Here is a 12,561-nt window from a genome sequence, read left to right on the forward strand (position 1 = left end):
AAAAGCTATTGATCTGCTTCCATTGTTTCCTGGAATTTCTCAAAGAATAAATCTGCGTCATCCTGCACATCGTCCTCCACATGATCGGGAAGAGGAGGAAGCTCGTTTATATTTTTCAAGCCAAAGTAATCCAGGAATTCTTTTGTTGTTCCATATAGGATAGCTCGTCCAGTACCCTCTGCTCTGCCAACCTCTTTAATCAGCGCTCTTGATGAAAGCGTATGAAGCGGCCTTTCCGTTTTCACTCCGCGGATTTCTTCAATTTCAGCTCTAGTAATTGGCTGCTTATAAGCTACAATCGCCAAAGTTTCTAGGGCAGCTTGTGACAAATGAGCAGTTCCCGGTGATTCAACAAGCTTCTTTAAATAACCAGCATGTTCTTTTTTCGTGGCCAGCTGGTACACACCGGCCAGCTGTACGATTGTTATGCCGCGGTTTTCGTCTTTTTCATAATCCTGCTTAAGTTCGGTAACAATTTCATTTGCCTGGATTTCGTCCACTTCAAGCACAGCTGTAATTTGCTTCATGCTCAAACCCTCATCACCTGCTGCAAACAGAAGGCTCTCCAATATTCCTTTCCACTTCACTATTCCCACGAGTTTACTCCTTTCTGGCTGTCATGTATATTTCAGCAAAGTTCCGCTCTTGCTCTATGTCGATTTCTTTCCGTTTAATCAACTCTAAAATCGCCAGGAATGTAACGACAATGTGCTCGCGGTCAGATTCGGGAAACAAATCATTGAAATTTTTCCTTTCGCCGCTTTTTCTCAAGAAGCTTAAGACCTCATCCATCCTTTTTTCAATGGAAATTTCCTGACGGGCGATTTTAGTTGAAATTGGCCTTTGCAGCTTTTTCCTTCTTAATAGCTTTTGAAATGCACCCAGCATGTCATACAAAGAGATATCCAAGTCTGTATTTTCACCCTTGGTTTCGAGGGCATATTCCGTAAGGTCACTTGGGGGTTTGGTATACATAAGTCCCCGTTCCTCTTCAAGTGATTTCAGGTCAATCGCTGCCTCTTTGAACTTTTTATATTCAATCAATCTCTCCACAAGTTCATTTCGCGGATCGCCATCATCATCAAATCCAAAATCATCTTCCAGTTCTTCCTCATGCTTAGGAAGGAGCATCTTGCTTTTGATTGCCAACAGGGTCGCTGCCATTACAAGATATTCACTTGCGACATCCAGCTGCAGTTCCTTCATTGCATGAATGTACATTAAATATTGTTCCGTTATTTCCGCTACTGGTATATCGTAAATATCAATCTCCAAAGTATTGATCAAGTGCAGAAGTAAATCCAACGGACCTTCAAAGGCCTCGATTTTCACATTATATTGCATCATTTCCCACCAAAATTCCTATATTGAACTGCATCATTATATAAGTATAGTAGATTCACTTCATGTTATCCATTACTAATTTACATCGTTAAAACTGAAGTTATTGTAAAAAGTAGGCGATGCGCCCAAACCTTTCTCCTTGTTCCTGCATATGCTGTGATTGAATACTAGGCTATTTCACTAATAGGAGGTATGTTAAATGTCTGATGGAAAAGGTTATGGTTACGGTGCAGGGTTTGCTTTAATCGTCGTGCTTTTCATTTTGCTCATCATCGTTGGTGCTGCCTGGTTATAAGCTTGTGCAATCCCAATGAAGAAGATGCCCGGCACTGGCCGGGCTTTTTTATTTCGAGCTGAGCGGCACTTGTTCCTTTTATCATTTTACTGATTATATGCTAAGCTAGTAGTACTTGATAGGGGGTTAATTCATGATTAAATATCCAATATCCTATATACAATATCTCGCTCATTTCCATGGAGACAGAGATTATTTTGAATGCCATGAAATACTGGAAGAATATTGGAAAGCGACAGATGCCGGCAATAAAAAATCCATTTGGGTGGCACTAATCCTTTTGGCGGTATCAAATTACCATCATCGCCGGAAAAATTTCTCAGGAGCTTTACGGACTTTAGATAAATCACTGGAAATCTTCTCAAACGATAAAGATGCGGTTAATCAGTTGGGAATTGATCCTGACCTTTTGTCAGGAACACTGCGTAAAAGAAAAGAAAACTTACTTAACAAGATTCCTTATACAAGCTTTAACCTTCCTTTAGTTGATAAGGAACTTGAAAGGCTTTGCCTTGAAGAATGCAGACAAAACGGATTTACTTGGGGGACCTGCAGCAATCTCGAGAACTTTGATTTAATCCATCGACATTCTCAACGTGATCGAAGCGATGTCATTACAGACCGGCAAATGGCTCTTGAGGATAGGAAAAAAAGAGACAAAAAATAAAAGGCAGTTGGATTTAACATCCACTGCCTTCTGCACTATTGTCTACCTCACTGCACTTTTCAAAAAAGGATGCTGTTTCAGCATTAGCAACTGCTGTCCATTCAGGAAACATCTCCTGCAGGGAGTTGACCATACGCCTTCCTATTCCCTGGTGGCGGTGTGATGGGTTCACTGAGATGTGCATAAGCTGCATCAGTTTATCATCAGTGAAGTTAACACCCAAAAGCCCGATGATATCTTCTCCGTCCTTCCACAAAAACAGCTGCCATGAATCATCACTTTCATAACTCCTCATCGTCTGCTGAAGTTTTTTCAAATCCTTTTCATTTGGCATAAAAGATAATAATCCCATCGCGATCTTTTCAAATGCCTTTTTATATCGAATTAACATAGATATCCCTCATTGTGGTTTGCCAATAATAATGGAATGATAACAAATCTATTTTTTCCATTTTTCATCCAACTTAAACCCTTGGTTCCCCTTTTAATGGAAGCGAAAAAATCACATGTAATAACACGGTTTTAATAATATATGTTTTTCCTCGAATGATGGTTCAATATTTTACTTGAATTGATAATATCATACATAATCTAAAACGATACTTCAAATCTTTTCTGAGACTTATTGTCCCGGTACGATGAAAAACCAGTAATAGGCTCCCCAGCCAACAGACATCAAAAGCAATAACAGGAATAACAGCCAATTGTTCTTTCTCAAACGGAATCCCTCCCAATCTGTAATTCTACAACAAGACCGGGTTTTTCGCCAACGAAGCGAAATTTCCACTTTTTAACCTTTAAAAAAAGCTGCGCAAAAGCAGCTTTAATATCTTACCTTTTCTTTAAAAGGAAGATCTAATTTTACCATATCCTCGAATGTTTCGCGGCGAACGACAAGGGTGTCCTTTGAATCTTCCAGGAAAACCACTGCCGGTCTAGGCAAGCGATTATAGTTATTGGCCATTGAATACCCATAGGCACCGGTGCAAAAAACAGCCAATACATCCTGGTCTCCAGCCTTTGGCAGCGGAAGGTCCCAAATTAGCATATCACCTGATTCACAGCACTTACCGGCAATCGATACAGTTTCATCAGGTTTGTCCATCACTCTGTTCGCAAGGACTGCTTCGTATTTAGCCTGGTACAAGGCAGGTCGGATATTGTCGCTCATTCCTCCATCGACAGCTACGTACTGGCGCACATTCGGTACATCCTTTCGCGAACCAACTCGATAAAGTGTTGTTCCTGCATCCCCTACCAGAGAACGACCTGGCTCGATCCAGATTTCCGGCATTGCCATTGAAAAATGTGAAGCTTGCTTTTTCACTTCAGCAATGATTTCCTCTACATATTGAGCTGCTGGGATTGGATCATCTTCGTCTGTATAACGAATCCCAAAACCTCCGCCAAGATTAAGCACTGTAGATTCAAAATTAAGTGCTTGTTTCCACTGATGAAGTTTTTCAAAGATTTTCTGTGCAGCAAGGATGAAGCCAGTTGTTTCGAAGATTTGCGATCCAATGTGGCAGTGCAGACCAAGAACTTCGATATGTTGATCCTCCAGGCAAAGTTCAATCGCCTTATCTGCTTGTCCATTCTGTAAATCGAATCCGAACTTGGAGTCTTCCTGGCCCGTTAAAATATAATCATGGGTATGCGCTTCAATGCCGGGTGTAACTCGCAGTAAAACCTTTATTTTCGTATTTTTTTCTTTACAGATTTCCTTGAGCATTTCCAGCTCATAAAAGTTATCGACAACAATACAGCCGATATTGTGTTCGATGGCCATGATCAGTTCTTCACGGCTTTTATTGTTTCCATGAAAATGGATTTTTTCTGTCGGGAAGCCAGCAGCAAGAGCTGTATAAAGTTCTCCGCCTGATACAACATCCAGCGAAAGATTTTCCTCAGCCGCCAACTGCACCATTGCCACAGTTGAAAAGGCTTTACTTGCATACGCCACTTGAGCGGTTATACCAGCATTCTCAAACGTTTTTTTGAACGCTCTTGCCCTGTCCCTGATTAAGGCAACGTCATAAACATACAGCGGAGTTCCATACTTCTCAGCCAGCTGGATTGTATCAACACCGCCAATTTCCAAATGTCCTAGTCGATTAACTGTTGCAGTTCCATGAAATTCCATGTTGTCCCCTCATCCCTTGCCATTTAAGATCATAATTTTCATTGTTCAGTCAATTCAGCATAACCTGTTCTTTCGCGCTGTTAAGCTATCCATCTGAAAAAGATAAACAAATAGACAGTTCATCTGGTGAACTGTCTATTCTATTTTTCGCTTTAAGTCTTTAGTAAATTAAAAACACTTTATCATAATTTGAGGGAACGTGCAATTGCTTCCTGGTCAGGATTTTGATGGCTGCTTATAGCGATTCCGCGCATGGACGATGCTTGGACGGATTTTCGAACCTGGCACAGCTCTCCTGATCAAAATCTGCATAAAGGCAACAGGATGAAAAGGAATGAATGGCCATAGATAAGGTGTGTTCAAGGATTTGATACTAGCAAGCAGCAACAGCCATATTGTGGTGCCGGCAACAAAGCCGGGGATATGGAAAATGGCCGTCGAAATCAGCAGAAATACCCTTCCTATTTTATTCGCTATACTAAGTTCATAACTTGGTGTCGCATAAGTGCCGATTGCCGCCACAGCTACATAAAGGATAACTTCTGGCACAAACATCCCTACATCGATGGCAATTTGCCCAATCAGGACTGCAGCAATTAAACCCATCGCTGTCGATAGAGGGGTCGGAGTGTGAATGGCTGCCATTCTTAGGAACTCTATACCGCCATCCGCAAGCATGATTTGCAAGAAAATCGGAATATTCGACTCTTCATTTGGCCCGATAAAGGAAATTTTCTCAGGAAGCAGATCCGGATTCTGAACAAATAAGTACCATAACGGCAATAGCAAAAGGGATGCAAGAACACCAAGGAATCGGATCCAGCGAACCATCGTTCCGACCCCAGGTGATTGTCGGTACTCTTCAGCATGCTGAAGATGATGAAAATAGGTTGTTGGCGTAATGATGACGCTTGGTGATGTATCAACATAAATGAGAACATGTCCTTCAAGCAGGTGGGTTGCAGCCACATCAGCTCTCTCCGTGTACCTTACAAGCGGGTATGGATTATAGCCTTGTTTCACTAAAAATTCTTCGATGGTTTTATCAGCCATCGTAATTCCATCAATTTCGATTGCCTTTAGCTCTTTTTTGATGACATTGATCAAGTCGGGATTTGCTATATCTTTAATATAGCCAATGGCAACATCTGATTTTGACCTTTCTCCTACCTTCATCATCTCAAAACGCAGGTTCTCGTCTCTGATTCGCCTTCTTGTCAGTGCTGTATTGACAATAATATTTTCAACAAAGCCATCCCGGGAACCACGCACAACCTTTTCTGTATCTGGCTCTTGCGGCTGTCTTCCTGGATAGCTTCTGACATCAACGACTAACCCTATTCCTTCCCCCTCGACCAATATGACAATGAGACCCGAAAGAACCTGATCGACCAGTTCATCCATCGTTTTGATTTTTTCTACAGACTGGTGGGTAATCCGGTTTTCGACAATCTCTTGCAGATGGGTAGAAAGTTTTTCATTATCGTTGATGTCCACTAGCTCTTCAACAATATGTACGATGAAGCTAGTATCACACAAACCATTCACATAATAAAAATGGACATTCTTTTTAAGGATTTTCAGCTTCCGAACTCCAAGGTCAAAACTGGCTTCCAGGCCGACGCGTTCTTTCATATACTTTTCAGCCTCGTCCAATGATTGCGGGATAGGAAGCTTGTCATTCTTCTTTGGCATAGAATCCACTCCTTTCAAGGATGATTTCCACTGCTTTCTTCGTGATTGGTGAACCTATTTTATAATGGTCTCGCCTGGCCATTTTACCGATATCACCTATTCCAATTATTAATGGGACATCAAGCGTATCCAAACAGTACACCGTATCTCCGTTAATTCTGCCCATTTCAAGTTCCGGTACTCCATGTTTGTCAACACCATAGGGGGTGAGTTCACCATCCCGATCTATGCAAAAATCCACTCGGCTCCATTCTGCCATATGCGTTTTCGAAGCGACTGCAATGGCTCCAAGCACCTCAATGTCATCGTGCTCAGCGACGTATTTGAGCGCCTTCTCCCCTGCTCCTTCTCCAAGAAAACCACTATCATCGAACATGACCAATACAGGGTCCTTTGCTGCCTTTTTGATTAATTTAACAAGATGCGGTCCCGAAAGGACAGAAGGATTGCCATGAGAAACAGAGATGCAGCGCCCGCCTACTTCTGCAGCCACGTGCTCAACTGCACGCCGGGCATAATCATCGCCATCTGTAATTAAGATTACCTTCCTTTTTTCGGCCATTCTTTGCCGTCCTTTCTGCCACTCATTTTTTCAAATATCTTAAATAAATGTTACCGAAACCGTTGCAGGCACTAACTCCAGTTTAAAAACGACTGAGCCCATTGATTATCGTCCTACAAAGTAAATCCAATGGAATAATGAACCGAATATTTTTCCCAGTACAATCGCCATCAGCAATGTCTCAAGCTTATCATCTACCCTGACTCTTTTCGCAAGGATTGGCAGTACATTCAAGACTTCTGTCAACGCAGCTGCCAGCATACCGACAAATACTCCCCCCGCCAACCCAAGTGGGATCGTGATGTAGGGAGAGAAGCTCATCACAGGGTCTCTCAGGCTTCCGGCTGTTCCGAGCAGGGCACCGCATACCACCGCCCACTCATACCAGGAAATCAGCTTCATCGTCTTTGTCAGCTGTGTGAGTCTGGGAATCACTCCGAGCACCGATAAGAAAGCTACAAAACCAGATCCTACAGCAAGCCCGCTCGCCAGCCCGATGAGAATAATCAACAAGATACTAATCGTCATGAATATGTTTCACGCTTTCCTTGTTTTCGTGAAGGATCACATATTGATCGAGAGATTGCTGATAGTTGAACATTTCTACTTCAAGCGGGCTAGGTTCTTCATTCAGCCTCTTTTTAAATACATGGTTAAAAAACAGGATCATGCCGAGGCCAATGCCAATTGAGTAGGGAATCTGGAATAGCAGCGGCTTCGCAACCTCTTTCCCTGTCATGATAAAATAAAGCCGCTGATGCACCGTCTGCATGCTGACATCTTCATGGAAATTCATGATGGTCAACGCTGCACCGAAAAATAACAGGAACCATACAAGGATAAAAAAGGGGATTGACATCCCTTTCTTCTTGTAAATCACCTCAATAATCGTTTGCGGAGGGCCAACAGTCTGGATTTCATGATCAGGGTATATCTCTGAAATGAAACGAATGACCTTCATGACATCGACAATGTGTATATGGTCCTTTGGCAAGATCTTTTTAACCTGAAGAGCAGCCAAATCCTGATAAATCTCTTCACTAGCGATGATTTGCGCAATATCCTTCATTATTAGGGATTGCTCAGGTTTGACCTGGACGCGATTCCGCATACGGATATAAATCGTTTTTTCCATCAGATTCACTTCCAACACAGTGTTTTCCTCGTATATTTAGTATGTATTCCAGCAGATATTTCATGAAGTCCAATAATTGGTTAAGGTGGCAGGCTTCCTTTTTGGGATATGTGCATTATTGGAGATCTGTTTTTCCATAATCTTGGTTTTAGGATGCCAATGCGCTTCATTGGTGACCTCTTTTTCCTGAATCTTGTTTTTTTTACGCCAATACACTTCATTGGTGACCTCTTTTTACCTGAATCTTGGTTTTTCGGGCGCCAATGCGCTCAATAGGTGACTTAATAGAAGCTATTTCTCCCCTCGAAAGATTGTTAGTTAAAGGGAAACAAAAAAAAGCCATATGGATTCAAAGATCCATACGGCCTTTCATTTGCTGCAGTATTTTCTTTTCGAGGCGTGAGACTTGAACCTGGGATATGCCCAGTCGGACTGCAACTTCGGATTGAGTCTGATCCTTATAGTACCTCAAGTACACGATCAGCCTTTCCCGTTCGTCCAGCTCGTTAATCGCCTCTTTTAACGCAATTTTATCAAACCAGCGCCCTTCTTCCCCGTTGTCTATCTGGTCCAGCAGGGTAATGGGGTCGCCGTCGTTCTCGTACACCGTTTCATGGATGGATGCTGGACTGCGGCTTGCTTCCTGCGCCATGATCACATCTTCCGGTGATAGTTCCAGAAACTCGGCTATTTCGTTGACAGTCGGTACCCTGCCCAAAGTTTTGGAAAGCTCGTCTTTGGCTTTCCGTATCTTATTCCCGGTTTCCTTTAGCGACCTGCTCACTTTCACGGTGCCGTCATCCCGGATGAAACGCTGGATTTCCCCAATAATCATTGGGACGGCATACGTTGAAAATTTTACGTCATACGAAAGGTCAAATTTATCAACTGATTTTAAGAGGCCGATGCTGCCAATCTGGAACAGGTCGTCCGGTTCATATCCCCTGTTGAGGAAGCGCTGAACGACAGACCATACGAGCCGCATATTCTTCTGGACGATTAAATCTCTGGCCGCCTGGTCACCCTGCTGGCTTCTCAAAATCAGTTCTTTGACTTCATGGTCCTTAAGATACGTTTGGCTATTATCCTTTTTTACCTCCACATCCATAGGCAGAACTCCCTTAATTGCACAGCGCTTTGCTCTTTGACAGGTGCTTTTTCAAACGAATCTCTGTCCCAAAGCCGGGCTCTGATCTCACTTGTACTTCGTCCATGAAATTTTCCATAATCGTAAAGCCCATACCGGACCTTTCAAGCTCAGGCTTAGAGGTATACAGTGGCTGCATGGCTTCATCGATATCCGGAATCCCTATTCCTTCATCCCTGATCACCATTTCTACCATTCCATCCTCAAGCATCACAGAAATGAACACTTTTCCATCTGGATTGCTTTCGTATCCATGAATAATCGCGTTCGTTACCGCTTCAGATACGACCGTCTTGATTTCGGTCAGTTCGTCCATCGTTGGGTCCAGCTGCGCAATGAAGGCAGCGACAGTGACGCGGGCGAAAGACTCGTTCTGGCTTAATGCGCTAAAATGAAGATTCATCTCATTCTTCATATATCAAGCAACCCCCAATCTCTCTAATGCATATTCTTCTGTCGGTTCAAGACGGATAATCTTAAATAGTCCCGACATATCAAATAATCTCTTGATTGGCGGAGAAATTGCGCATACAACCATTTCTCCATGAAGCTGCTTGATTTGTTTATACCTGCCTAAAACTACCCCAAGACCTGAACTATCCATAAATGTAAGATGTTCGAGGTTCAAGACAATGTGGCGGACTTCTTCGTTTTCAAGGGCTTTTGTTGCCTGCTCGCGAAGCTGGTCTGCGGTATGGTGATCCAATTCACCACTTACTCGAATTAATAAGACGTCATGCTTCACTTCGATATCAATGTTAAGACTCACTATCCAAAGCCTCCTTATCTGGTATAGTGAGTCAAATTCTCCATTGATTCAGGCAAATCCTTCTTAAGAACAAAACTAGTGCCCATTCGCTAAAACTAGATGGAATGGCAGAGTTTTCGACATTCTCTTTCAAAAATTCACATTATTGCTGGCTTCCTGCTCTCGTAAACATTCCAAATGAGCGTTTATACAATGTCCACCAGCTAGCTTTTTCTACCGTCGCATCAGCAACAAGAGGTGTTTCAGCAAGAGTTTTGCCGTCTTTGACCAGTTTCAAAGTGCCTACCTTGTCACCTTTTTGGACAGGTGCTTTAAGGCTCTTATTCAAAGTGATTTTCTGCTTTACATCCTTGACGTCTGCACCTTTTTTAGTCAATAGTGAGACACTTTCAGATGTGACAGCATTGATTGTCTTCTTGTCACCTTTGCTGATGGCTGCTTTACCAAGTGCATGGCCTTTCTTGAACATAGGATGTGTCTGGTATTGGCTGAAAGCATAATCCAGCATTTTCGTTACCTGTGCATTCCTTGCCTTGGAGGTTGGGGCTCCAAACACGACGGCAATCGCACGCATGCCATCCTTTTGAGCTGTAGCCGTCAGGCAATATTTCGCCTCATTTGTAAATCCTGTTTTCAGTCCATCCACTCCTGGATAAAAACGAACAAGCTTATTCGTATTGACCAGCCAGAATTTCTTTTCAGAATCCTCCCGGAGATAGTCTTCATACGTTCCAGTGAATTTAGTAATTTTTTCATATTTCAGCAACTCTTTTGCCATCATGGACATGTCATATGCTGAACTGTAATGACCATCGACAGGCAATCCGGTCGTGTTCTTGAATACTGTATTCTTCAAACCGAGCTCTTTTACTTTCTCATTCATCATTTTGACGAAAGCTTCTTCAGACCCGCCAATTCGTTCAGCCATGGCAACTGATGCATCATTTCCTGATCCGATTGCAATTCCTTTCAGCAATTGCTCAACTGTCATTTCTTCTCCTGGCTCAAGGAAAATTTGTGAACCTCCCATAGAAGCAGCATATTCACTGGCCCGGACTTTTTCGTCCATTTTCAGCCTGCCTTCATCCAATGCTTCCATGATTAAGAGCATAGTCATGATTTTTGTCATGCTGGCTGGCGGGAGTTTTTCATGACTGTTTTTATCAAATAAAACCTGACCAGTATCACGTTCAATCAAAATAGCTGAACTGGCATCATCAGCCAGTCCCGGGTCTCCCTCATTTGCGTACCCTATTGGGGATGTAATTGCAGCGCCCATCATAAAAACAAGCAGTATACTCGTCAACTTTTTCAGATTCATGGCCATAACCCTCCTATCTTTATAGGGTCTATTTTTTCCAACGAATCCATTTTTATACAATCAAGGTATATAAAACCTTGATTTTCTGCACACAAAAAAGCGAAGAGTTGCCTCTTCGCTTCTTCCTGCATCTATTTATTCAGTGATTTCTTCATGAACCAGAATAGGTGCTTCTACATGTTCACTTGTTACCTTAATATTTTCATACAGCATTTCCTTCACTTCATTTACATCCTCAAAGTTGCTATAGATTGTAAGAAGTGAATCGCCTTTTTCGACTTTATCGCCAATTTTCTTGCGCAATACCAAACCTACTGCGAGGTCGATTACAGATTCTTTCGTAGCTCTTCCTGCGCCAAGAAGCATAGCTGCTGTTCCTACTTCGTCAGCAATGATTTCAGAAACATATCCTGCCTCTTTTGCCTCAAGCTCAAAGGTGTATTTTGCCTGAGGAAGCTTGCTTGGATCGTCGACAACCGAAGCATCTCCGCCCTGGGATGCCAGGAACACTTTGAATGTTTCAAGTGCGGTACCGTTCTTGATCACTTCTTCCAGCTTGCTGCGTGCTTCTCCAAGAGATTCAGCTTTTCCAGCAAGGAATACCATGTGGCTGCCAAGCGTCAAGCAAAGTTCAGTCAGGTCTTCTGGACCTTCACCCTTCAATGTATCAATTGCTTCCTTAACTTCTAAAGCGTTACCGATTGCATATCCAAGCGGCTGGCTCATATCCGAAATGACAGCCATCGTCCTGCGGCCAACATTATTACCGATTCGGACCATCGCCTTAGCCAATTCACGAGAATCATCGAGAGTCTTCATGAATGCGCCTGCACCTGTTTTAACATCAAGGACGATCGCGTCAGCTCCAGCAGCGATTTTCTTGCTCATGATTGAGCTCGCAATCAATGGGATGCTGTCCACAGTAGCTGTTACATCTCGCAATGAATAAAGCTTTTTATCAGCCGGAGTCAGGTTTCCGCTTTGGCCGATGACGGCAATTTTATTTTTATTTACAAGATTGATGAATTCATCATTATCGATTTCAACATGGAAGCCTTCAACAGCCTCCAGCTTGTCGATTGTCCCTCCTGTGTGGCCAAGCCCGCGTCCGGACATTTTTGCGACCGGTACACCTAAAGCTGCTACTAAAGGTCCTAAAACAAGAGTCGTCGTATCACCTACACCGCCTGTAGAGTGCTTGTCGACTTTCACGCCTTCAATGGCTGATAAATCAATCTGGTCCCCAGATTTCACCATGGCCATTGTAAGGTCTGCACGCTCTTTTTCCGTCATGCCCTGGAAAAAAATTGCCATTGTCAGGGCACTTACCTGATAGTCTGGAATCGATCCATCCGTGTAGCCTTCAACAAAAAATCGGATCTCTTCAGTTGATAATTCATGCCCGTCACGTTTTTTCTCGATAACGTCAACCATTCTCATCCTTATCACCACTTATCATTATTTAGCCGGTAAGCTATTGATT

At 42.8% G+C, this 12,561-nt stretch carries 15 protein-coding genes; 2 read left to right on the top strand and 13 right to left on the bottom strand.

The features are described 5' to 3' along the window. Positions 1–5 precede the first annotated feature (5 nt). Both scpB and LGO15_RS16090 read right to left on the bottom strand, forming a co-directional pair. Positions 6–596 (bottom strand): SMC-Scp complex subunit ScpB, encoded by a 591-nt coding sequence (gene scpB, locus LGO15_RS16085; protein ID WP_167831422.1) that lies wholly within the window; start codon positions 594–596, stop codon positions 6–8. Between the two features lie 4 nt (positions 597–600). Further along, the gene (locus tag LGO15_RS16090; RefSeq protein ID WP_226087916.1) at positions 601–1,344 is read right to left on the bottom strand and encodes a segregation/condensation protein A; all 744 of its coding nucleotides are present in this window, start codon (positions 1,342–1,344) and stop codon (positions 601–603) included. Between the two features lie 199 nt (positions 1,345–1,543). On the opposite strand from LGO15_RS16090, the gene LGO15_RS16095 reads away from it, so the two are divergent. Together LGO15_RS16095 and LGO15_RS16100 are read left to right on the top strand one after the other, a co-directional pair. Beyond that, entirely contained in the window at positions 1,544–1,639 is a 96-nt protein-coding gene (locus tag LGO15_RS16095) for a YjcZ family sporulation protein (RefSeq protein WP_079509612.1), read from the top strand. 133 nt (positions 1,640–1,772) lie between these two features. Beyond that, positions 1,773–2,306 carry a DUF309 domain-containing protein gene (locus tag LGO15_RS16100; protein WP_226085267.1) on the top strand — a complete coding sequence of 178 codons (534 nt, stop codon included), beginning with the start codon at positions 1,773–1,775 and terminating at the stop codon, positions 2,304–2,306. Between the two features lie 13 nt (positions 2,307–2,319). Here LGO15_RS16100 and LGO15_RS16105 read toward each other — a convergent pair whose 3' ends face one another. The 11 genes from LGO15_RS16105 to LGO15_RS16155 all read right to left on the bottom strand — a co-directional run bounded on the left by LGO15_RS16105 (position 2,320) and on the right by LGO15_RS16155 (position 12,518). Continuing rightward, positions 2,320–2,697: a GNAT family N-acetyltransferase gene (locus LGO15_RS16105; RefSeq protein WP_167831424.1), complete on the bottom strand. Its 378-nt coding sequence runs from the start codon at positions 2,695–2,697 to the stop codon at positions 2,320–2,322. Between the two features lie 432 nt (positions 2,698–3,129). Further along, positions 3,130–4,449 (bottom strand): diaminopimelate decarboxylase, encoded by a 1,320-nt coding sequence (gene lysA / locus LGO15_RS16110; RefSeq protein ID WP_167831425.1) that lies wholly within the window; start codon positions 4,447–4,449, stop codon positions 3,130–3,132. Positions 4,450–4,665: 216 nt separating this feature from the next. Continuing rightward, positions 4,666–6,144 carry a spore germination protein gene (locus LGO15_RS16115; protein ID WP_167831426.1) on the bottom strand — a complete coding sequence of 493 codons (1,479 nt, stop codon included), beginning with the start codon at positions 6,142–6,144 and terminating at the stop codon, positions 4,666–4,668. Next, the gene (locus LGO15_RS16120) at positions 6,128–6,706 is read right to left on the bottom strand and encodes a stage V sporulation protein SpoVABEA (RefSeq protein ID WP_226085268.1); all 579 of its coding nucleotides are present in this window, start codon (positions 6,704–6,706) and stop codon (positions 6,128–6,130) included. The genes LGO15_RS16115 and LGO15_RS16120 overlap by 17 nt, the downstream gene beginning before the upstream one ends. A 105-nt stretch (positions 6,707–6,811) precedes the next feature. Further along, positions 6,812–7,234 carry a stage V sporulation protein AB gene (locus LGO15_RS16125; RefSeq protein ID WP_167831428.1) on the bottom strand — a complete coding sequence of 141 codons (423 nt, stop codon included), beginning with the start codon at positions 7,232–7,234 and terminating at the stop codon, positions 6,812–6,814. Next, entirely contained in the window at positions 7,224–7,841 is a 618-nt protein-coding gene (locus LGO15_RS16130; protein WP_167831429.1) for a stage V sporulation protein AA, read from the bottom strand. Before LGO15_RS16130 ends, LGO15_RS16125 begins: the two co-directional genes overlap by 11 nt. Before the next feature lie 349 nt (positions 7,842–8,190). Then, on the bottom strand, positions 8,191–8,949 hold the full coding sequence (gene sigF / locus LGO15_RS16135; RefSeq protein ID WP_167831430.1) for an RNA polymerase sporulation sigma factor SigF: 759 nt from the start codon (positions 8,947–8,949) through the stop codon (positions 8,191–8,193). 13 nt (positions 8,950–8,962) lie between these two features. Next, the gene (spoIIAB, locus tag LGO15_RS16140; RefSeq protein ID WP_226085269.1) at positions 8,963–9,403 is read right to left on the bottom strand and encodes an anti-sigma F factor; all 441 of its coding nucleotides are present in this window, start codon (positions 9,401–9,403) and stop codon (positions 8,963–8,965) included. A gap of 3 nt (positions 9,404–9,406) precedes the next feature. Then, positions 9,407–9,757 carry an anti-sigma F factor antagonist gene (spoIIAA, locus tag LGO15_RS16145; RefSeq protein ID WP_167831432.1) on the bottom strand — a complete coding sequence of 117 codons (351 nt, stop codon included), beginning with the start codon at positions 9,755–9,757 and terminating at the stop codon, positions 9,407–9,409. 142 nt (positions 9,758–9,899) lie between these two features. Then, positions 9,900–11,072, bottom strand: a complete 1,173-nt coding sequence (locus tag LGO15_RS16150; RefSeq protein WP_167831686.1) for a D-alanyl-D-alanine carboxypeptidase family protein — start codon at positions 11,070–11,072, stop codon at positions 9,900–9,902. 141 nt (positions 11,073–11,213) lie between these two features. Further along, positions 11,214–12,518: a pyrimidine-nucleoside phosphorylase gene (locus LGO15_RS16155; protein WP_226085270.1), complete on the bottom strand. Its 1,305-nt coding sequence runs from the start codon at positions 12,516–12,518 to the stop codon at positions 11,214–11,216. Between the last annotated feature and the right edge of the window lie 43 nt (positions 12,519–12,561).

This window comes from Mesobacillus sp. S13, from assembly GCF_020422885.1.
GTDB classification, from domain to species: Bacteria; Bacillota; Bacilli; order Bacillales; family Cytobacillaceae; genus Mesobacillus; species Mesobacillus selenatarsenatis_A.

Excerpts from the sequence above, each read along its gene's own strand:
- LGO15_RS16105 (WP_167831424.1), bottom strand. The coding sequence starts at position 2,697 with ATGTTAATTCGATATAAAAAGGCATTTGAAAAGATCGCGATGGGATTA.
- LGO15_RS16115 (WP_167831426.1), bottom strand. The coding sequence starts at position 6,144 with ATGCCAAAGAAGAATGACAAGCTTCCTATCCCGCAATCATTGGACGAG.
- LGO15_RS16155 (WP_226085270.1), bottom strand. The coding sequence starts at position 12,518 with ATGAGAATGGTTGACGTTATCGAGAAAAAACGTGACGGGCATGAATTA.
- LGO15_RS16090 (WP_226087916.1), bottom strand. The coding sequence starts at position 1,344 with ATGCAATATAATGTGAAAATCGAGGCCTTTGAAGGTCCGTTGGATTTA.
- LGO15_RS16095 (WP_079509612.1), top strand. The coding sequence starts at position 1,544 with ATGTCTGATGGAAAAGGTTATGGTTACGGTGCAGGGTTTGCTTTAATC.
- LGO15_RS16130 (WP_167831429.1), bottom strand. The coding sequence starts at position 7,841 with ATGGAAAAAACGATTTATATCCGTATGCGGAATCGCGTCCAGGTCAAA.
- lysA (WP_167831425.1), bottom strand. The coding sequence starts at position 4,449 with ATGGAATTTCATGGAACTGCAACAGTTAATCGACTAGGACATTTGGAA.
- LGO15_RS16120 (WP_226085268.1), bottom strand. The coding sequence starts at position 6,706 with ATGGCCGAAAAAAGGAAGGTAATCTTAATTACAGATGGCGATGATTAT.
- spoIIAB (WP_226085269.1), bottom strand. The coding sequence starts at position 9,403 with ATGAAGAATGAGATGAATCTTCATTTTAGCGCATTAAGCCAGAACGAG.
- sigF (WP_167831430.1), bottom strand. The coding sequence starts at position 8,949 with ATGGATGTGGAGGTAAAAAAGGATAATAGCCAAACGTATCTTAAGGAC.
- LGO15_RS16100 (WP_226085267.1), top strand. The coding sequence starts at position 1,773 with ATGATTAAATATCCAATATCCTATATACAATATCTCGCTCATTTCCAT.
- LGO15_RS16125 (WP_167831428.1), bottom strand. The coding sequence starts at position 7,234 with ATGACGATTAGTATCTTGTTGATTATTCTCATCGGGCTGGCGAGCGGG.